Raw genomic sequence first — 18,628 nt, forward strand, 5'->3', positions numbered from 1 at the left:
TTTTGAAAAACAAGATCAAAAGATCGCAGCCTTCGGCAGCTCCTACAGGGGGATTTTTTGGCCTTTTAGAGGCCTAGCAGGGACAGCATGATGAACGTTGCAAACAACACAAAGTGCGTCATGCCTTCAATGGCATTGGTCTCGCCGTCATTGAGATTGATCGCGCTGACGATCAATGTCAGAAAGATCATTACCGTCTGCACTGGGGTCATTGCCATCTGAAATGGCTGACCGGTGTACAGCGCCATCGCTTCCATCACCGGCACGGTGAGGATCACCGTCGACAATGACGCGCCCATCGCAATATTGACCACTGACTGCATGCGGTTGGCCAACGCCGCACGCAACGCGGTCAAGATCTCCGGCGCCGCTGAAATCGCCGCCACCAGAATCGCCGTGATCACTGGAGGAGCGCCCGTACCTTCCAGCCCCAGATCGAGGGTCTTGGACATCACCTCGGCCAATGCGCCGATCACCACAATGCCAAACACCAGAATGCCGATCGACAGGCCGATGCTCGGTGCTTTCGCCTGCGCGTCCTGCGGCTCTTTCTTGCGACGTTTGTCCGGGTAGCTGTAGCTGAAAAAGTAACTGTGCGGACCGACCTGCATGCGCAGGAACAGCGCGTAAAGCACCACCATTGCACCGATTGTGAACGCCGAATAAATCTTCCAGTTGGCCTCGGGAATGAACTCCGGCACCACCATCGACACGCCCATCGCGGTGAGGATCATTACGCTGTAGCTGCGCGCCGAATCGTCGTTGTAGGACTGCTCGCCATGCTTGATCCCGCCCATCAGCGCAGCGAGGCCGAGGATGCCGTTGATGTCGAGCATCACTGCCGAATAAATCGTGTCGCGCACCAGTGTGGGCGACGCTTCGTTGCTCATCATGATCGCCAGAATCACCACTTCCACCAGCACGGCGGCCAGCGTGAGGATCATCGTGCCGTAAGGGTCGCCGACCTTTTCGGCGAGCAATTCGGCGTGATGGGCGACGCGCATCGAAGCGGCGACGATGAATGCGATCAGCAGCAGACCGGCAGTCAGCGCGACGATCTGGCCGCTGTGCAGCATCCAGTGTTCCAACGGATAAGCGACGACTGCGGCGAGCAGGGCCAGCAGCAGAAAGCTTTCTTGCTTGAGGATTGAGAGCATGACAGGCCTTTTAACGCAGAGATTCCAATGAGCTACTGACTGCGGCGCGACGCTAACGTTTCGTTACACATTAGCGCACCAAGCAATGGCGGGACTTTTGCCTGATGCACTTTTATTGGCCTGACCGGCCCCTTCGCGAGCAGGCTCGCTCCCACCTTGGAATGCAATCCCCTGTGGGAGCGAGCCTGCTAGCGAAGGCTTTCACACGGTTTTCAACCAGTTTGTTGTCTTGTTGGTCAGCAATTTGCATTGCCCCTGACCACACACAACAAAATGGAGCTCCAATTCATGCAAATACGTCCGCTGCACAAACTGCTGTGCGCCGCCATTGGTCTGGGGATAAGCCTGAGCGCCAGCGCTGCCGATCCGCTGAAGGTTGGTTTCGTCTACATCGGCCCCATCGGTGACCACGGCTGGACGTATCAGCATGAACAGGGGCGCAAGGCGCTGGCGGAGAAATTCGGCGCGCAGATCACCACCAACTACGTGGAAAACGTCGCCGAAGGTGCCGACGCCGAGCGGGTGATCCGCAACATGGCGAAGGACAAGTACGACCTGATCTTCACCACGTCCTTCGGTTACATGAACCCGACGCTGAAAGTTGCCAGACAATTTCCCAAGGTGACCTTCGAACACGCCACCGGCTACAAGCAGGACAAGAACCTCGGCACCTATCTGGCGCGCACCTACGAGGGCCGTTACGTCGGTGGCTTTCTCGCGGCGAAGATGACCAAGACCAAAAAGATCGGCTACGTCGCCTCCTTCCCGATCCCGGAAGTGATCCGCGACATCAACGCCATTCAACTGGCCCTGAACAAGTACAACCCCGGCACCGAGATCAAAGTGGTGTGGGTCAACTCGTGGTTCGATCCGGGCAAGGAAGCCGATGCCGCCAACGCGCTGATCGATCAGGGTGTCGACGTAGTGTTCCAGCACACCGACAGCCCGGCTCCGATTCAGGCTGCCGAACGACGTGGTGTGTATGCGGTGGGTTACGCCTCCGACATGGCCCACTTTGGGCCGAAAGCGGTGCTGACCTCGATCGTCAACGACTGGGCGCCGCATTACATTCAGGCGACTCAAAGCGTGATCGATCACAGCTGGAAGTCTCAGGATTACTGGGGCGGGCTGAAGGAAGGCACGGTTGAACTGCCGATCAGCGACCTGGTGCCAGCACCGGTCAAAGCCGAAGCCGAGCAGATCATTGCCGATATCAAGAGCGGTGCGTTGCAGCCGTTTACCGGGCCGATCAAGGATCAGGCCGGGGTCGAGAAAATCCCCGCTGGCGTGAGTGCGACCACGGCGGAACTGGCGTCGATGAACTATTACGTGGAAGGCATGAAGGCCGAGATGCCGAAGTAATCCTCCCAGAAACACCACCGAACCTGTGGGAGCTGGCTTGCCAGCGATGAGGCCATCACCTTCAACATCATTGTTGCCTGGGAGATTGCTATCGCTGGCAAGCCAGCTCCCACAGAGATCTCCGTTGCTTTTCAGTCTGAGTTTCTTCAGGACAAACGTATGAACAGCCTTCCCATCATCGACATCAGCCCGCTCTACACCGACAACCAAAACGCCTGGCCCGCCGTTGCCGAGCAAATCGACCAGGCGTGCCGCGAGTGGGGTTTCTTCTACATCAAGGGACATCCGATTTCCGCCCAGCGCATCGACGCCCTGCTCGATCACGCGCAGCGTTTTTTCGATCTGCCGGCGGCAGAGAAGCTCAAGATCGACATCACCCGGACCCGCCACCATCGCGGCTACGGCGCCATCGCCACCGAACAGCTCGACCCGAACAAACCCAGCGACCTCAAAGAAACCTTCGACATGGGTCTGCACCTGTCGGCGAACCATCCCGAAGTGCTGGCGGAAAAACCCTTGCGCGGGCCCAACCGCCATCCGGCAATTCCCGGTTGGGAGGTGCTGATGGAACGGCACTACCTCGACATGCAGGCCCTCGCGCAAACGCTGCTGCGCGCCATGACCCTTGCCCTGGACATCGAACGCGACTTCTTCGACAAGCGCTTTCTTGAACCCGTGAGTGTGTTGCGCATGATCCATTACCCGCCGCGTCACACCGCCAGTTCCGCCGAGCAGCAAGGCGCCGGAGCGCACACCGATTACGGCTGCATCACCCTGCTCTATCAGGACAGCGCCGGTGGCTTGCAAGTGAAGAACGTCAAAGGCGAATGGATCGACGCCCCACCGATTGACGGGACGTTTGTGGTCAACCTCGGCGACATGATGGCGCGCTGGAGCAATGACCGATATCGCTCGACACCGCACCGGGTGATCAGCCCGCTCGGAGTGGATCGCTACTCGATGCCGTTCTTTGCCGAGCCTCACCCGGACACCCGTATCGAGTGCCTGCCCGGTTGCCAGAGCGCAGAACACCCGGCGAAATATCCGACGACCACTTGTGCTGAATTCCTGCTGTCGCGCTTCGCCGATACCTACGCTTATCGACGGGAACAGGAAGCGGTGTGACGGATCGCTTGGTCAGGTTTTGCCAATTATTTCAGCAAGCATCTGTAGAATGCCGTCATTGCACCTGATGAGAAAAGAATATGTACGACTGGCTCAACGCCCTGCCCAAGGCCGAACTGCACCTGCATCTGGAAGGCTCGCTGGAGCCTGAGTTGCTGTTCGCTTTGGCCGAACGCAACAAGATAGCCCTGCCGTGGAACGACGTCGAAACACTGCGCAAGGCTTACGCCTTCAACAATCTGCAGGAATTCCTCGACCTGTATTACCAAGGCGCCGATGTGCTGCGCACATCGCAGGATTTCTACGACCTGACCTGGGCCTACCTGCTGCGCTGCAAGGCGCAAAACGTGATTCACACCGAACCGTTCTTCGACCCGCAGACCCACACCGACCGTGGCATCCCGTTCGAAGTGGTGCTCAACGGCATCGCCGCCGCGTTGAAGGATGGCGAGCAGCAACTGGGCATCACCAGCGGTTTGATCCTCAGCTTCCTGCGCCACTTGAGCGAAGAAGAAGCCGAGAAAACCCTCGATCAGGCGCTGCCGTTCCGTGACGCGTTTGTCGCCGTAGGTCTGGACAGCTCCGAGATGGGCCATCCGCCAAGCAAGTTCCAGCGCGTGTTCGACCGTGCCCGTCACGAAGGCTTCCTGACCGTCGCCCACGCCGGTGAAGAAGGCCCGCCGGAATACATCTGGGAAGCCATCGACCTGCTGAAAATCCAACGCATCGACCACGGCGTACGAGCCATCGAAGACGAGCGCCTGATGCAGCGGATCATCGACGAGCAGATCCCGCTGACCGTGTGCCCGCTGTCGAACACCAAACTCTGCGTGTTCGATCACATGTCGCAGCACAACATTCTCGACATGCTTGAGCGTGGCGTGAAGGTGACAGTGAACTCCGATGACCCTGCGTACTTCGGTGGTTACGTGACCGAGAACTTCCATGCGCTGTACGAACACTTGGGCATGACCCAGGATCAGGCCAAACGCCTGGCGCAGAACAGCCTGGATGCACGGCTCGTAAAACCTTAAGAGCAATACAAAAACTGTGGGAGCGGGCTTGCCCGCGATGAGGTCATCAATTCCAACATCATTGTTGACTGACAGACCGCTATCGCATGCAAGCCCGCTCCCACAGGTACAGTGTTAGCTGATGGATTGCGGCTCAGGCAGCAATTTCACAGGCTCTGCTACGCCAGTTCCAGCTCTGTTTCCTTGGCGAATCGATGCAGCTCCCGCTGGCCAAGGGCGGTCAGTTGCAACGCTCTGGAGTCATGGGGCAAGGTCAGCCAACCGGACTGCATGAACAACTGCAGCAACGCCGCGCCGAGTGAACCGCCCATGTGCGGACGACGCTCGCTCCAGTCCGGGCAGGCACAGGCCACCTGCACGTTGCGATGGGCCAACGCCTGGATGAACACGCCACGGCCGGCCAACTTGCTCGCGCCTTTATGGGTTACCACCACGCGTTGCTCAAGCTGTTCGATCCAGCCGGCGTCGAGCAGGCGTTGATACAGATCAGCCGCCAGCGTGCCGCCCAAATGGTCATCACAGAAACGAGCGCGCAGCAGTGAAGACGGCGCCGCCGCTACCTTGGCCATCGGCGTATTGCGTTTGAACACCTCGGCGACTTCTCGCGGGGCACTGGCGATGGTGGCGCTGGCCAACGCTTCGATCGCAGCGCCTACCTCCGGCGCCGAGAGGCGGAAAAACCGTTTACGCCCCCGGACTTCGACCTTCAACAGACCGCCAGTGGACAACCGTGCCAGATGCGCACTGGCCGACGACGGCGACAGCCCTGCCAGTAGCGCAAGCTCCTCGGTCTGCCGGGCCGAGCCATCCATCAACGCCCACATCATCGCGCTGCGCTTGGGGTCGGCCAGCAACGTGGCGATCTGGCTGATGCAAGGTGCATGTTCCATGTATTCACTCCCTGTGGAATCGTATCGTCTACTGCTCGGAGACATCTTGACCAGTAATGAGCCAGCGGCCAAGACGCGAAAAACGCCCTGAGCCGGGGCAAGGCAGGCCATTGGCACAACATGTTCCGGCGCCGAACCCGCAACCGCAGCAGTACCCGAAGTTAAACAAGGCAGCTCAGCATTGATGGCGTTCGGGCCGGGTTTCGGTACTGGCGTGAGGCGGGCGCTAGTATAAGCGGGATGCACGCGCCGTCCCGCGCTGCGGACTGCACGGGTGGTGATTGTTCCTGACAGAAATTTCTCTATTTACCTGCGACTAATGATCAACTTTCGAGAAAGCGGGAAATTGACTACTTAGATCAGCGCATCGGCTGGCGAGCATCTCCTTTAAAAGGTTCACAGGCTTACTCAATTGTGCGCGATGGGCGCACAACAAATTCAGCGGAGCGCGCTCACACAGCAGCTCCGGTAACAGCACTTTGAGGCGCCCGGCGAGAACATCGGCGCCCACGTCCAGCCAGGATTTATAGGCAATCCCGGCACCTGCCACGGCCCACAGACGTACCACGTCGGCGTCGTCACTGAAGCGGTCACCCGTGACAGTAAGGCTGACTTCGCGCTTGCCGTCAGTGAAGCTCCAGTGGTCATGAACCCGACTGCCGAGCATGAACAACAGGCAATTGTGCTGGGCCAGTTGTTCGAGTTGCCGCGGTTCGCCGTGCTGCGCCAGATACGCCGGTGACGCGCACAACACGCGGCGGTTGTGCGGCGCGATCGGCAAGGCAATCAGGCTGGAATCTTCCGGCTCGCCATACCGCAGGGCAATGTCCACCGGTTGGCGAAACAGGTCGGCAATGCGGTCGCCGAGCAGCAAGCGTACGGTCAGTTTCGGGTGCTCGCGCTGGAACTCGTCGAGCCACGGCAACAACAGGTTGCGGCCAAAGTCCGAAGGCGCCGACAGCTGCAAGACCCCGCTGACCTGATCCTGCCCGCTGGCCAGCAAACGTCGCCCCTCATCGAGATTGCTCAACGCCGCCCGAGCGTATTCGAGGAAGCCCTCGCCCTCGGCCGTCAGGCGCAAGCTGCGCGTCGACCGGGCGAGCAGACGCGCACCGAGTTGCTGTTCGATCCGTTTCAGCGCCGCGCTGGCCACTGCCGCAGACATGTCCATCACCCGCGCCGCCGCCGACAAACTGCCCAGATCCGCTGCCCGAACGAACAATTGCAAGTCATCGAAACGCAGCATGTCAGCCTCGATTATCAAAAAAACATTGAAAGAGACTGCTGTTTTAGCCGGTTTTATCTCGCAGAGAAATAGCTAATCATCAGCACCATCTTCTACTACCTGTGCGGAGCCTTCCATGAAAGCCATTGCCTATTACGCCTCACTGCCCATCAGCGACGCCAAATCCCTGCAAGACATCGATCTGCCTGAGCCAGTAGCCGGCCCGCGTGATTTGCTGGTGGAGGTCAAAGCCATTTCGGTCAATCCGGTCGACACCAAGGTGCGGCAGAATGCGGCGCCTGAGGGCGGGGCCGCGAAAGTGCTGGGCTGGGACGTGGCCGGCGTGGTCAAGGCGGTTGGCAGCGAGGTAACGCTGTTCAAGGCTGGCGATAAGGTTTTCTACGCCGGCTCCATCGCCCGCGCGGGCGGCAACAGCGAACTGCACGTGGTCGATGAGCGAATCGTCGGCCATATGCCCAAGTCCCTCGGTTTCGCCGAAGCCGCGGCCCTGCCGCTGACCGCGATTACCGCTTGGGAGTTGCTCTTCGAACGCCTGCAAGTCAGCGAAGGGCAAGACGATAATGGCCAGAGCCTGCTGATCGTCGGTGCGGCGGGTGGCGTCGGTTCGATCCTCACCCAATTGGCCAAGCAACTGACCGGTCTCAAAGTGATCGGCACTGCCTCCCGTGCACAGACCCGCGACTGGGTCAGCGAACTGGGGGCGGATCTGGTCATCGACCACAGCCAACCGCTGAGTGAAGAACTCAAGCGCGCCGGCATCAACCACGTCACCCACGTCGCCAGCCTGACTCAGACCGATCAGCATCTGGATCAACTGGTCGAAGCCCTGGCGCCGCAAGGCAAACTGGCCCTGATCGACGACCCGAAGTCGCTGGACGTGACCAAACTCAAGCGCAAGAGCCTCTCGCTGCACTGGGAGTTCATGTACACCCGCTCGCTGTTCGAGACACCCGACATGATCGAACAGCACAAACTGCTCAACCGCGTGGCCGAGTTGATTGATGCAGGCACATTGAAGACGACCGTCGGCGAGCACTTCGGTGCGATCAATGCGGCGAACCTGCGTCGCGCGCATGAGTTGCTGGAGAGCGGCAAAGCCAAGGGGAAAATTGTTTTAGAAGGTTTCTAAGGATCGGAAGATCGCAGCCTGAGGTAGCTCCTGCAAGGCTGCGATCTTCTTTTGCCGTCAGTCAGATGCTTGACCGTTGTCACAATTGCGATCCTATTCAGGTCTACAATCGAAGCCTCTGCGATACATCTTTTACGCAAGGGAGGTCAGCAATGAAGATCCTGATAAAAGAAGTGGCAAAGTCTCAATGGCAGGTTCGACTCGACCAGCACGCCGTGACATTCCGCAGTGAGGCCGAAGCGCTGGCCTTCACTCGCACCCTCGAAGCGCGACTCTGCGCGCCCCACAAGATTCCCGATCAAGGCCAGCAACGCGCGGCCGGCTGAGGTTCAAGCCTCGGCTTGGGCCTGAGCCAAGGCTCGGGCTCGGGCATTTTGCAGACGTCGGGTGAGCATCGCGACGCTCACCACCAGAAAACCGCACATGCTGATGACGATAGCCATCGGCACGGCTGTGCCATCGTGCAATATCCCCACCAGTGACGAGGCGCCGGCCGCGACACTGAATTGCATGCAACCGAGCAACGCTGACGCGCTGCCGGCGCGCGCGCCCTGTCCGTTCATCGCGCAGGCGGCCGCGTTGGGACTGATGCAGCCGAGGCTGGACACGCAGATGAACAATGGAATCAGCAACGGCCAAAGCGCATTGGTGTTCAAGGTGCTGACGGCCAGCAATGTCAGCCCGGCAGCCAGGTAAACCCAGACCGCACGCGACAGCAGAAACGCCGGGCCACGCTTGGCCAACAACCGCGCATTGACCTGCGCCACCAGAATGAACCCCGCCGCGTTCGTACCGAACAGCCAGCCGAAATGCTCGGCCGGGACGCCATACAGTTTGATGAAGATGAACGGTGAGCCGGCAATGTAAGCGAACATTCCGGCGATGGCGATGCCGCCGGTCAAGGCATGGCCGAGGTAAACCCGATCCTTCAGCAGCCGTCCATACTGGCGCAGTGCACCGGACAGCGGCTGGCGCGGCATGTCCGCGGGCATACTTTCCGGCAGACCGAGCGCCACGGCCAGACCTGCCAACGCGCTGAACCCGGTCAGCACCAAAAAGATCGACTGCCAACCCGTGGTGTTGACCAACAGCCCGCCGAGCATCGGCGCCAGTATCGGCGCCAGGCCCATCACCAGCATCAACTGCGAGAAGACTTTTGCCGAGTCCACGGCGTCGCATTTATCGCTGACCACCGCCCGGCCGATCACCATCCCTGCACAACCGCCCAACGCCTGCACGAAACGTGCGCCGATCAGCCATTCCAGGTTCGGTGCATAAGCGCAGGCCAGTGATGCCAGCGTGAACAGCGTCAGACCTATGAGCAACGGAACCCGTCGACCGAAGCGATCTGCCACCGGGCCGTAAGCCAGCTGGCCGATGGACAGACCGAGAAAATACGCTGCCAACGTCATCTGCACATGTTTCTCGTCGGTGCCGAACGCGAGCGCCATGGACGGAAATGCAGGTAAATAGAAGTCGATCGCCAACGGACCGAAAGCGGTCAGGGCTCCGAGAATCAGAATGGTACGAAAGTTCATCAGGCATCCACGTTGGCAGGTCGGCAGCCCGACAGTCTAGCCGGGCATGGACGCCTTGAACATTCCGATAGCTGGCTAACAATTAAAAACCGAGGATCAGAAGATCAAGAGATCGCAGCCTTCGGCAGCTCCTACAGGGATTTGCTTTGCTCTTGTAGGAGTTGCCGAAGGCTGCGATCTTTGGCTTTTTTCAGTTAAGAACAATCAGGCGAGTTTTACCGCGTAACCTTCCTCGCTGATGATCTCGATGACCTGCTCGGCACTCAATGTACTTTCGACGCCGACCTCTTTTGCGGCCAGGTCAACGCGCACACTGGCCGCCGGATCCTTTGCCTGGACGGCTTGAGTGACGGCTTTGACGCAGTGACCGCAGGACATGCCTTGAACATTGAACACTTGCATGGGATGACTCCTTCAGTGAGATTGCCGGCAGTTTCGAGCTTGCCACGATGGCAAGGTCAAGTTCTTGAATAAACTGCCGGGCTGGCAATCGGCGTCGCGCTCGGCCAAGCTGCATCCATCAATGATATGAATTCAGGAGATTCAGCCATGCGCTGGTCAGCTTTCAGCCTGTTGGGCTTTCTCGGCCTCTTTGCCGCCATCCCTTCGGTGCACGCCGCAGGTGAGGACTATGGCGTGCTGATCATTTCCCGCGAGCGTCTTGAAGTAGCGACCTCCTGCGAAATCGGCGTGTACATCCAGGATCAACTGTCGGCGCGGCTGTTCCAGGAACAAAGTGCCTCGTTCAACCTGCCGCCAGGCACCGTGTCGTTGCGCCTGAAATTGCTGCCGGGGCAAGTCGTCGGTTGCAGTCCGGGATTGCTGGCGCCGGGCTCGCAGGAAATCAAATTGCAGTCCGGTGAAATCCAGAAGTATCGAATCGCGATGACGCAGGAAGGTATGTACCTCAAGCGCGCCGACCTCGGTTACTAAGCAAACTCATGTGGGAGCGAGCCTGCTCGCGATAGCGGTGTGTCATGCAGCACGATATTGACTGACATGACGCCTTCGCGAGCAGGCTCGCTCCCACATTTTGGTTTTGCGACCACATCAAGATTGGCGCTTGACCTTGCCCGCATGGCAAGGTTGATCCTGTAGGCAACTTCTACAGGGAGCGTGAACGATGTCCGAATCAATCACTTTCGATCTGCCGATTGCCGGCATGACCTGCGCCAGTTGCGCCGGGCGTGTCGAGCGGGCCTTGAGTAAAGTCAGCGGCGCCAGTGCCGTCAGCGTCAACCTCGCCACCGAACAGGCCCGCGTGAAGGCGCCCGGGGACAGTCTGCCAGCGTTGATGGACGCCGTTGAACGTGCCGGTTACAGCGTGCCGCAACAGACTCTCGAATTGAGCATCGACGGCATGACCTGCGCGTCCTGCGTCGGTCGTGTCGAGCGCGCACTGAACAAAGTCCCCGGGGTGAAAAGCGTCAGCGTCAATCTGGCCAACGAACGCGCTCACCTCCAGTTGCTCGGTCAAATCGATCCGCAGGTCCTGCTCGACGCGGTGAGCAAGGCCGGTTACGCCGCCAGCGTCTGGCAAGCCGAACACCCTCAAAGCGATAACCAGCAACAGCGTCTGCAACGTGAGCGCTGGGCACTGATCTGCGCCATCGCCCTGGCCTTGCCGCTGGTATTGCCGATGTTGCTGCAACCGTTCGGCATCCATTGGATGCTCCCGGCCTGGGCGCAGTTTGCCCTCGCCACCCCCGTGCAATTCATCTTCGGCGCGCGGTTTTACGTGGCGGCGTGGAAAGCCGTGCGCGCCGGGGCCGGCAACATGGACTTGCTCGTAGCCCTCGGCACCAGCGCCGGTTACGGTTTGAGTCTCTACGAATGGGCTACCGCCGCCGGGCGCATGCCGCACCTGTATTTCGAAGCGTCGGCGGTGGTCATCGCGCTGGTCCTGCTCGGCAAATATCTTGAAAGCCGCGCCAAACGCCAGACCGCCAGCGCCATCCGCGCCCTCGAGGCTTTGCGTCCGGAGCGGGCGATTCAAGTGATTGACGGCCGCGAACAGGATGTCGCCATTAGCGCGCTGCGCCTCAACGATCGGGTGTTGGTCAAACCCGGCGAGCGCTTCCCGGTCGACGGCGAAGTGCTGGAAGGCCAAAGCCACGCTGACGAAGCCTTGATCAGCGGCGAGAGCCTGCCGGTGCCGAAACAGCCCGGGGACAACGTTACCGGCGGCGCCATCAACGGTGAAGGCCGGCTGCTGGTGCGCACCACCGCCCTCGGCGCAGAAAGCGTGCTGGCGCGCATCATTCGCCTGGTAGAAGACGCCCAAGCGGCGAAAGCACCGATCCAGAAACTGGTGGATAAAGTCAGCCAGGTGTTCGTCCCGACCGTGCTGTTATTGGCCTTGGCGACACTGGTCGGCTGGTGGCTGTACGGCGCGCCGTTGGAGACAGCGCTGATCAACGCCGTCGCGGTATTGGTGATCGCCTGCCCCTGCGCCCTCGGCCTCGCCACACCCACCGCGATCATGGCCGGCACCGGCGTGGCGGCGCGCCACGGCATTCTGATCAAGGACGCCGAAGCCCTGGAACGCGCCCATGAAGTCAGCAGCGTGGTGTTCGACAAAACCGGCACGCTGACCTCCGGCACGCCGCGCATCGCGCACTTCAGTGCCGTCGACGGTCATGAAGATAATCTGCTGCAACTGGCCGGCGCCCTGCAACGCGGCAGTGAACACCCGTTGGCCAAAGCGGTGCTCGACGCCGCCGCTGAACGCGACTTGAGCGTGCCGGACGTCAGCGATAGCCAGTCGCTGACCGGTCGCGGCATTGCCGGCAATCTCGACGGTCGGCGTCTGGCATTGGGCAATCGGCGAATGCTCGAAGAAAGTGGCCTGAGCGCAGGTGACCTGGCTGAGTCAGCGAAGACCTGGGAAGCCGAGGGCCGTACGCTTTCGTGGCTGATCGAACAAAGCCCCGAGCCCCGTGTACTTGGCTTGTTCGCGTTCGGTGACACCTTGAAGCCCGGTGCGCTGGAGGCGGTGCAACAACTGGCCGCACGGAATATCCACAGCCATTTGCTGACCGGCGATAACCGGGGCAGCGCGCGCGTGGTGGCTGAGGCTTTGGGCATCGACAACGTCCACGCCGAAGTTCTGCCTGCCGACAAAGCCGCCACCGTCACCGAACTGAAAAAAACCGGCGTCGTGGCCATGGTCGGCGATGGTATCAACGACGCCCCGGCACTCGCGGCGGCCGACATCGGCATTGCCATGGGCGGCGGCACCGACGTCGCCATGCACGCGGCGGGAATAACGCTGATGCGCGGTGATCCACGGCTGGTGCCGGCGGCACTGGAAATCAGCCGCAAGACTTACGCGAAGATTCGCCAGAACCTGTTCTGGGCCTTCGTCTACAACCTGATCGGCATTCCGCTGGCGGCGTTCGGCTTTCTCAACCCGGTGCTGGCCGGCGCGGCGATGGCACTGTCGAGCGTCAGCGTAGTGAGCAATGCGCTACTGTTGAAAACCTGGAAACCCAAGGATCTGGAGGAGCATCGATGAACATCGGCCAAGCGGCCCGGCAAAGTGGCCTGAGCGCGAAAATGATTCGCTATTACGAGTCGACCGGCCTGCTCAAAGCGGCCCATCGCACCGACAGCGGCTACCGGGTCTACGGCGCTGATGACTTGCACACACTGGCCTTCATCAAGCGTTCGCGAGACCTCGGTTTTTCACTGGAAGAAGTCGGCAAGCTACTGACGCTCTGGCAGGATCGTCAACGAGCCAGCGCCGATGTGAAGGCGCTGGCGCGTCAGCACATCGACGAACTGAACCAGAAGATCCGCGAACTCGGCCAGTTGCGCGACACGTTGCAGGACCTGGTCGAGCACTGTCAGGGCGATCATCGCCCCGACTGCCCGATCCTCAAGGAACTGGCGTCGGGCTGCTGCGCGCAACCCGCCCGCGCCTGAGCGCCAGCCCCTTCACCGTCAGCAACGTGCCGAGTGGAATGCCGTGGAACAACATGACCACGGCACCCGGCGTCCACCATGCGTAAAACGGTGCGGCGATCAGCATGCCGACGCCGAACCCGGTCATCTGCAGTAACGTCAAAAAGCTGAAAATCGGCAGGCGCAAATGCTCGGGCTCGCGTTGCAGGCGCGACATCAGACCAACCTCGGAGAAGCCGTCACCCAGCCCCGCCGGCAACGAAAACAACAGCAGTCCATACAGGCTGTGTTGCTGGAACATCAGGATAAAACCGCAGGACATCAACGCCACCCCGAAGAAAAACCGACGCTCCAGATGAATGTTGTCCGAGCCTTTCAAACGACTGGCGATCCGCGCGCCGAGCAGTTTGCCACTGGCCCACACCGCCAGCATCAGGCCCAGGGTTGTGCTCGCTGAATCCGGTGACAGCAGTTTGGAAATGATCGGGAATCCGACGTTATGCGCGGCGCTGCCCAAGGTGTCGGCCATTGTCACTGCGAGCATCGCCGCAATCACCGGAGCACTGCGCAAACCTTGCTTGAGGGCCGACCACTCGCCGCGCTCGGGCGCTGGATTGACAGTCGCAGGTGCGAAACGCAGCGGCACAATCATCAACGCCGCCAGCAAACAGGTCAGCGCGTTCAGGGCAAATACCGTTTCGAAACCAAACCCCGCCACCAGCAACCCCGAGACCAGACTGCCACCGACCATGGCTGCGGAAGAAGCCGAGGTGATCCAGGCGTTGGTCTTCAGCAACTGCGACGGCTCGATCAGCCGTGGTAACTGACTGTTGAGACCGATGGCAAACATCGAATTGCCCAGGCCCAGAGCGAAGGCGATCACCGGCAACAGCAGCGCTTGCTGACTGACCGGCACGATCAGCAACAATCCGAGCACGCCGGCGCGTAACAGATCAAACGCGATCAGCGGCAGACGGCCGCTCCAGCGTCTATAAAAACGCGTGCCGATCAGACTGGCAAAAATCCCGCCCCCCACGCGGCTCGCAAGGAAAATCCCCACGCTCATGGCGCTGTTGCTGAGCAGATAGACGTAGGTAGCCAGCGCCACCATGTTGAGGAAGGCGCCGAAATCGGAGATCAGCCGGGCCGTGATGATGAAGCGGGTGTTGGCGTTCACATACGATCCTTGTAGGTCAGCAGCATCAAATATGTTTGTGGTTGCTTATGGGAATGTATCGGGCACAAAAAACCCGGCCGAAACCGGGTTTCTGTTCAAGCAATCACTGCATCCACGGGGGAGGCGGTGGCTCGTCCGACTTGCCCTTCGGCTCGTCATCCGCCGCACGAATCGCTTGCTTGCGCTCCTCATCGAGTCGCGCCGCTTCGATCTCGCGCAGAATGCCGCCAACATCCGCCTGCTCTTCCGGATCGTCGAACTCACCGGTCAGCACGCTGGCCGGGTGCAAGGTGCCGGCTTCGTACAACGCCCACATTTCCTTGGCGTATTTGGTCTTCTTCAACTCCGGGGCAAAGCGACCGAAGTACGAAGCCATGTTGCCAACGTCACGCTCGAGCATGCTGAACGCGTGGTTGTTTCCCGCCGCGTCCACTGCCTGCGGCAGATCGATGATCACCGGGCCGGTTGGCGTCAGCAGCACGTTGAACTCCGAGAGGTCACCGTGCACCAGACCGGTACACAACATCAGCACGATCTGCGAAATCAGGAACGCGTGATACTCACGCGCCTGATCCGGCTCCAGCACCACGTCGTTCAGACGCGGCGCGGCATCGCCGTACTCGTCGGCCACCAGCTCCATCAACAGAACGCCTTCAAGGAAGTCGTACGGTTGCGGAACCCGAACGCCAGCGCCAGCCAGCCGGAACAGCGCGGCGACCTCAGCGTTCTGCCAGGCGTCTTCGGTTTCTTTCTTGCCGAACTTCGAGCCTTTGGCCATCGCTCGAGCCTGTCGGCTGTTGCGAACCTTGCGACCTTCCTGATACTCGGACGCCTGGCGGAAACTGCGTTTGTTCGCCTCCTTGTAGACCTTTGCGCAACGTAACTGATTGCCGCAGCGCACCACATAAACAGCTGCTTCTTTACCACTCATCAGTGGGCGCAGCACTTCGTCGACCAGACCGTCCTCGATCAGGGGTTCAATGCGTTTTGGAGTCTTCATCAGCTTTTATTGTGGGTCCTTTATTACCAAACACGCGAATGTCACTCGTTATACGGCAATCCTCGCGCTTCGGGGAGGGGTTGCCGACCTGTGAACCTCATGAATGCACACACTGTGCCGAAAAATCGACCGCAGCGAATCATAGCTGAGCCGGTGGTAAATGTTGGTAAACGGTGTTGAGGGCATTTGCGACAGAATCTGACATCGCGTGTTCAAGCCCTCTCCCGGAGGAAGAGAGCTAGGGTGAGGGGCTCTTCTAGCGCTCAATAATCGCAGTAACACCTTGCCCCCCCGCCGCGCAGATCGAAATCAACCCCCTTCCCTGCCCCGCCGCATCCAGCAACTTCGCCAGATTCGCGACAATTCGCCCGCCGGTTGCGGCAAACGGATGCCCCGCCGCCAGTGAGCTGCCTTTGACGTTGAGGCGACTGCGGTCGATAGAACCCAGCGGCGCATCGAGCCCCAGACGGGTTTTGCAGTACTCGGGATCTTCCCAGGCCTTGAGCGTACACAAAACCTGCGCGGCGAACGCCTCATGAATTTCGTAATAGTCGAAATCCTGCAAGCTCAGGCCGTTGCGCGCCAGCAACCGGGGTACCGCGTAGACCGGCGCCATCAGCAGGCCTTCGGCACCGTTGACGAAGTCCACCGCCGCCGCTTCGCCATCGCGCAGGTAGGCCAGGATCGGCAAACCACGCTCCTTCGCCCATTCCTCACTGCCAAGCAGCACCACCGACGCACCGTCCGTGAGGGGTGTGGAATTACCCGCCGTCAGCGTGCCTTTGGCGCTTTTTTCGAACGCCGGTTTCAGCGCGGCGAGTTTTTCCAGGGTCAGGTCCGGGCGCAGGTTGTTGTCACGGGTCAGGCCGAGGAACGGCGTCATCAGATCGTTGTGCCAGCCTTCACCATAAGACGCGGCCAGTTTGTGATGACTTTCTAGGGCCAACTGATCTTGATCTTCGCGAGCAATATTCCAGGTCTGCGCCATCAACTCGCAGTGTTGGCCCATCGACAGGCCCGTGCGCGCTTCGCCATTGCGCGGAAACTCCGGGATCAGGTGTTGCGGGCGCAGTTGCAGAAACGTTTTCAGTTTTTCGCCGGTGGTCTTCGCGCGGTTGGCTTGCAGGAGGATTTTGCGCAGGCCTTCGCTGACGCTGATCGGCGCGTCGGAAGTGGTGTCGACACCGCCGGCAATGCCGCAATCGATCTGGCCGATGGCGATTTTATTGGCCACCAGCAACGCCGCTTCGAGCCCCGTGCCGCAGGCTTGCTGGATGTCATAGGCCGGGGTGGCTGGTGACAAGCGTGAGCCGAGCACGCATTCGCGGGTCAGATTCATATCCCGTGACAATTTAAGCACCGCGCCCGCCACCACTTCGCCAATGCGCTGGCCGTGCAGGTTGTAGCGTTCGATCAGGCCTTCGAGGGCTGCGGTGAGCATCGCCTGATTACTGGCCGCGGCATAAGGGCCATTGGAACGGGCGAAAGGAATACGGTTACCGCCGATGATCGCGACGCGGCGCAGCTGACTCATGAAAAGCTCCTGTCTGGATTTCCAGATTCACATAGCCCTCTGTAAGAGCTGGCATGCCAGCTCTTACAGAGGCGTTGGTCTACTCTGCTGTTCTAGCGTAGGCCTTATTGCGTGGATCGAACGATTGATTGCCTTGGGCAGTCCACACTTTGAACCCCAACTTCTGGAGAGCGTTCCATGTCTGACCGCTATATCGACTTCGCCAACTCGTCCATCGGCCATCGCCTGGTCGGGGCTTTGGGCCTGCCGTCGCCGGTGCGACTGGAACGCTGGCAGGCCGGGCGCCTGCGGCCGGTGGACGGTGCGCTGCTGATCGGGGGTGGCCCGCTAGCGGAACGCATCAGTGCTTTCGCCAACCGTCTGACCGAGGGGATTTACCGTTACGGCGAGCAACCGGCGAAGGCCACTGAGTGGATTCCGGGCCTTGGCCCAAAACTCAAAGCCGTGGTGTTCGACGCCAGTGACTTGCAGCACACCGACCAGCTCAAACAGCTGCGCGAGTTCTTCCAGCCCCTGATGAAAAACCTTGAGCACAGCGCCCATCTGGTCATTCTTGGCCGGGCGCCGGAAGGCTTGCGCGATCCGTTCGCGGCCAGCGCCCAACGTGCACTGGAAGGTTTCTCCCGTTCGCTGGCCAAGGAATTGCGCAGCGGCGGCACGCTGCAACTGATCTATGTCGGCGAAGGCGCCGAGGATCAACTGGAAGGGCCGCTGCGATTTTTCCTTTCGCCCAAAAGCGCCTTTGTCTCCGGGCAAGTGATTCGCCTGACCGCATGCGAAAAACAGGTGACCGACTGGACGCGGCCACTCGCCGGGCGCAAGGCGTTGGTCACCGGTGCGGCGCGCGGTATTGGCGCATCGATTGCCGAGACCCTCGCGCGCGATGGCGCTGACGTCATCCTGCTCGACGTGCCACCGGCCAAGTCCGATCTGGAAGCCCTCGCCGCACGCCTGGGTGCTCGCAGTATCACCCTCGATATCTGCGCCGAAGACGCCGCCGCGCAGTTGATCGAACAGTTGCCGGACGGCCTCGACATTCTGGTGCACAACGCCGGGATCACCCGCGACAAGACCCTGGCGAACATGACCCCGGAATTCTGGGACGCGGTGCTGGCGGTCAACCTCAACGCCCCGCAAGTACTGACCAAGGCCCTGCTCGACAGCGGCACCTTGCATGACGATGCGCGGGTGGTCCTGCTGGCCTCGATCAGCGGCATCGCAGGTAATCGCGGGCAAACCAACTATGCCGCGAGCAAGGCCGGTTTGATCGGTCTTGCGCAGGCCTGGGCACCGACGTTGCAGGAGCGCGGCATCAGCATCAACGCCGTGGCCCCGGGTTTTATCGAAACCCAGATGACCGCACACATCCCGTTTGGCCTGCGTGAAGCCGGCCGACGCATGAGCTCGCTGGGCCAGGGCGGCTTGCCGCAGGACGTCGCCGAAGCCGTGGCGTGGCTGGCGCAACCGGGCACCGGCGCGTTCACCGGGCAGGCGCTGCGCGTCTGTGGGCAAAGTGTTCTGGGGGCATAG

The 18,628-nt window shown here is 60.5% G+C and carries 17 protein-coding genes; 9 read left to right on the forward strand and 8 right to left on the reverse strand.

Features of this window, described 5'->3' with window-relative positions; genetic code table 11:
• Positions 1 to 65: 65 nt before the first annotated feature.
• A complete protein-coding gene (locus tag AB4P92_RS11750; RefSeq protein WP_042557521.1) occupies positions 66 to 1,157 on the reverse strand; it encodes a calcium:proton antiporter in 1,092 nt (363 codons plus the stop codon).
• 288 nt (positions 1,158 to 1,445) lie between these two features.
• On the opposite strand from AB4P92_RS11750, the gene AB4P92_RS11755 reads away from it, so the two are divergent.
• The 3 genes from AB4P92_RS11755 to AB4P92_RS11765 all read left to right on the forward strand — a co-directional run bounded on the left by AB4P92_RS11755 (position 1,446) and on the right by AB4P92_RS11765 (position 4,678).
• Entirely contained in the window at positions 1,446 to 2,519 is a 1,074-nt protein-coding gene (locus AB4P92_RS11755; protein WP_395599404.1) for a BMP family ABC transporter substrate-binding protein, read from the forward strand.
• Positions 2,520 to 2,678: 159 nt separating this feature from the next.
• Complete coding sequence (locus AB4P92_RS11760; protein WP_395599405.1) at positions 2,679 to 3,644, forward strand: 2-oxoglutarate and iron-dependent oxygenase domain-containing protein; 966 nt, start codon at positions 2,679 to 2,681, stop codon at positions 3,642 to 3,644.
• Positions 3,645 to 3,724: 80 nt separating this feature from the next.
• The gene (locus AB4P92_RS11765) at positions 3,725 to 4,678 is read left to right on the forward strand and encodes an adenosine deaminase (RefSeq protein ID WP_042557518.1); all 954 of its coding nucleotides are present in this window, start codon (positions 3,725 to 3,727) and stop codon (positions 4,676 to 4,678) included.
• 158 nt (positions 4,679 to 4,836) lie between these two features.
• On the opposite strand, the gene AB4P92_RS11770 is transcribed toward AB4P92_RS11765, so the two are convergent.
• On the reverse strand, positions 4,837 to 5,568 hold the full coding sequence (locus AB4P92_RS11770; RefSeq protein WP_047299637.1) for a helix-turn-helix transcriptional regulator: 732 nt from the start codon (positions 5,566 to 5,568) through the stop codon (positions 4,837 to 4,839).
• A 316-nt stretch (positions 5,569 to 5,884) separates the two neighbouring features.
• Positions 5,885 to 6,814: a LysR family transcriptional regulator gene (locus AB4P92_RS11775; RefSeq protein ID WP_042557516.1), complete on the reverse strand. Its 930-nt coding sequence runs from the start codon at positions 6,812 to 6,814 to the stop codon at positions 5,885 to 5,887.
• Positions 6,815 to 6,929: 115 nt separating this feature from the next.
• Between AB4P92_RS11775 and AB4P92_RS11780 the strand changes: the two genes are divergently transcribed.
• Positions 6,930 to 7,943: a zinc-binding alcohol dehydrogenase family protein gene (locus AB4P92_RS11780; RefSeq protein ID WP_047299635.1), complete on the forward strand. Its 1,014-nt coding sequence runs from the start codon at positions 6,930 to 6,932 to the stop codon at positions 7,941 to 7,943.
• Positions 7,944 to 8,095: 152 nt separating this feature from the next.
• Positions 8,096 to 8,269 carry a hypothetical protein gene (locus AB4P92_RS11785; RefSeq protein WP_164488104.1) on the forward strand — a complete coding sequence of 58 codons (174 nt, stop codon included), beginning with the start codon at positions 8,096 to 8,098 and terminating at the stop codon, positions 8,267 to 8,269.
• Positions 8,270 to 8,272: 3 nt separating this feature from the next.
• Here the strand turns inward: AB4P92_RS11785 and AB4P92_RS11790 are convergent, their stop codons facing one another.
• Entirely contained in the window at positions 8,273 to 9,481 is a 1,209-nt protein-coding gene (locus tag AB4P92_RS11790; protein ID WP_395599406.1) for a multidrug effflux MFS transporter, read from the reverse strand.
• Positions 9,482 to 9,685: 204 nt separating this feature from the next.
• Positions 9,686 to 9,883 (reverse strand): cation transporter, encoded by a 198-nt coding sequence (locus tag AB4P92_RS11795; protein WP_042557513.1) that lies wholly within the window; start codon positions 9,881 to 9,883, stop codon positions 9,686 to 9,688.
• 147 nt (positions 9,884 to 10,030) lie between these two features.
• On the opposite strand from AB4P92_RS11795, the gene AB4P92_RS11800 reads away from it, so the two are divergent.
• The 3 genes from AB4P92_RS11800 to cueR all read left to right on the forward strand — a co-directional run bounded on the left by AB4P92_RS11800 (position 10,031) and on the right by cueR (position 13,408).
• Complete coding sequence (locus AB4P92_RS11800) at positions 10,031 to 10,414, forward strand: hypothetical protein (protein ID WP_042557512.1); 384 nt, start codon at positions 10,031 to 10,033, stop codon at positions 10,412 to 10,414.
• A gap of 190 nt (positions 10,415 to 10,604) precedes the next feature.
• Complete coding sequence (locus tag AB4P92_RS11805) at positions 10,605 to 12,998, forward strand: heavy metal translocating P-type ATPase (RefSeq protein WP_395599407.1); 2,394 nt, start codon at positions 10,605 to 10,607, stop codon at positions 12,996 to 12,998.
• On the forward strand, positions 12,995 to 13,408 hold the full coding sequence (gene cueR, locus AB4P92_RS11810; protein WP_047299627.1) for a Cu(I)-responsive transcriptional regulator: 414 nt from the start codon (positions 12,995 to 12,997) through the stop codon (positions 13,406 to 13,408). The genes AB4P92_RS11805 and cueR overlap by 4 nt, the downstream gene beginning before the upstream one ends.
• On the opposite strand, the gene AB4P92_RS11815 is transcribed toward cueR, so the two are convergent.
• From AB4P92_RS11815 to AB4P92_RS11825, 3 genes are all read right to left on the reverse strand, one after another.
• Positions 13,362 to 14,564 (reverse strand): MFS transporter, encoded by a 1,203-nt coding sequence (locus tag AB4P92_RS11815; protein WP_395599408.1) that lies wholly within the window; start codon positions 14,562 to 14,564, stop codon positions 13,362 to 13,364. The two genes, cueR and AB4P92_RS11815, sit on opposite strands and share 47 nt — an antisense overlap.
• Positions 14,565 to 14,667: 103 nt before the next feature.
• On the reverse strand, positions 14,668 to 15,564 hold the full coding sequence (locus tag AB4P92_RS11820; protein WP_042557508.1) for a PA4780 family RIO1-like protein kinase: 897 nt from the start codon (positions 15,562 to 15,564) through the stop codon (positions 14,668 to 14,670).
• 256 nt (positions 15,565 to 15,820) lie between these two features.
• A complete protein-coding gene (locus AB4P92_RS11825; RefSeq protein ID WP_047299623.1) occupies positions 15,821 to 17,098 on the reverse strand; it encodes an acetyl-CoA C-acetyltransferase in 1,278 nt (425 codons plus the stop codon).
• 177 nt (positions 17,099 to 17,275) lie between these two features.
• On the opposite strand from AB4P92_RS11825, the gene AB4P92_RS11830 reads away from it, so the two are divergent.
• Positions 17,276 to 18,628 (forward strand): 3-oxoacyl-ACP reductase, encoded by a 1,353-nt coding sequence (locus AB4P92_RS11830; RefSeq protein ID WP_395599409.1) that lies wholly within the window; start codon positions 17,276 to 17,278, stop codon positions 18,626 to 18,628.

The organism is Pseudomonas sp. A0308 (assembly GCF_044218815.1).
In the GTDB taxonomy this organism is placed as follows: Bacteria; Pseudomonadota; Gammaproteobacteria; order Pseudomonadales; family Pseudomonadaceae; genus Aquipseudomonas; species Aquipseudomonas iridis.

Coding starts and splice junctions, on each gene's coding strand:
- AB4P92_RS11800 (WP_042557512.1), top strand. CDS start 10,031: ATGCGCTGGTCAGCTTTCAGCCTGTTGGGCTTTCTCGGCCTCTTTGCC.
- AB4P92_RS11755 (WP_395599404.1), top strand. CDS start 1,446: ATGCAAATACGTCCGCTGCACAAACTGCTGTGCGCCGCCATTGGTCTG.
- AB4P92_RS11750 (WP_042557521.1), bottom strand. CDS start 1,157: ATGCTCTCAATCCTCAAGCAAGAAAGCTTTCTGCTGCTGGCCCTGCTC.
- AB4P92_RS11820 (WP_042557508.1), bottom strand. CDS start 15,564: ATGAAGACTCCAAAACGCATTGAACCCCTGATCGAGGACGGTCTGGTC.
- AB4P92_RS11785 (WP_164488104.1), top strand. CDS start 8,096: ATGAAGATCCTGATAAAAGAAGTGGCAAAGTCTCAATGGCAGGTTCGA.
- AB4P92_RS11765 (WP_042557518.1), top strand. CDS start 3,725: ATGTACGACTGGCTCAACGCCCTGCCCAAGGCCGAACTGCACCTGCAT.
- AB4P92_RS11830 (WP_395599409.1), top strand. CDS start 17,276: ATGTCTGACCGCTATATCGACTTCGCCAACTCGTCCATCGGCCATCGC.
- AB4P92_RS11760 (WP_395599405.1), top strand. CDS start 2,679: ATGAACAGCCTTCCCATCATCGACATCAGCCCGCTCTACACCGACAAC.
- AB4P92_RS11795 (WP_042557513.1), bottom strand. CDS start 9,883: ATGCAAGTGTTCAATGTTCAAGGCATGTCCTGCGGTCACTGCGTCAAA.
- AB4P92_RS11775 (WP_042557516.1), bottom strand. CDS start 6,814: ATGCTGCGTTTCGATGACTTGCAATTGTTCGTTCGGGCAGCGGATCTG.
- AB4P92_RS11790 (WP_395599406.1), bottom strand. CDS start 9,481: ATGAACTTTCGTACCATTCTGATTCTCGGAGCCCTGACCGCTTTCGGT.
- AB4P92_RS11805 (WP_395599407.1), top strand. CDS start 10,605: ATGTCCGAATCAATCACTTTCGATCTGCCGATTGCCGGCATGACCTGC.
- AB4P92_RS11770 (WP_047299637.1), bottom strand. CDS start 5,568: ATGGAACATGCACCTTGCATCAGCCAGATCGCCACGTTGCTGGCCGAC.
- AB4P92_RS11825 (WP_047299623.1), bottom strand. CDS start 17,098: ATGAGTCAGCTGCGCCGCGTCGCGATCATCGGCGGTAACCGTATTCCT.
- cueR (WP_047299627.1), top strand. CDS start 12,995: ATGAACATCGGCCAAGCGGCCCGGCAAAGTGGCCTGAGCGCGAAAATG.
- AB4P92_RS11780 (WP_047299635.1), top strand. CDS start 6,930: ATGAAAGCCATTGCCTATTACGCCTCACTGCCCATCAGCGACGCCAAA.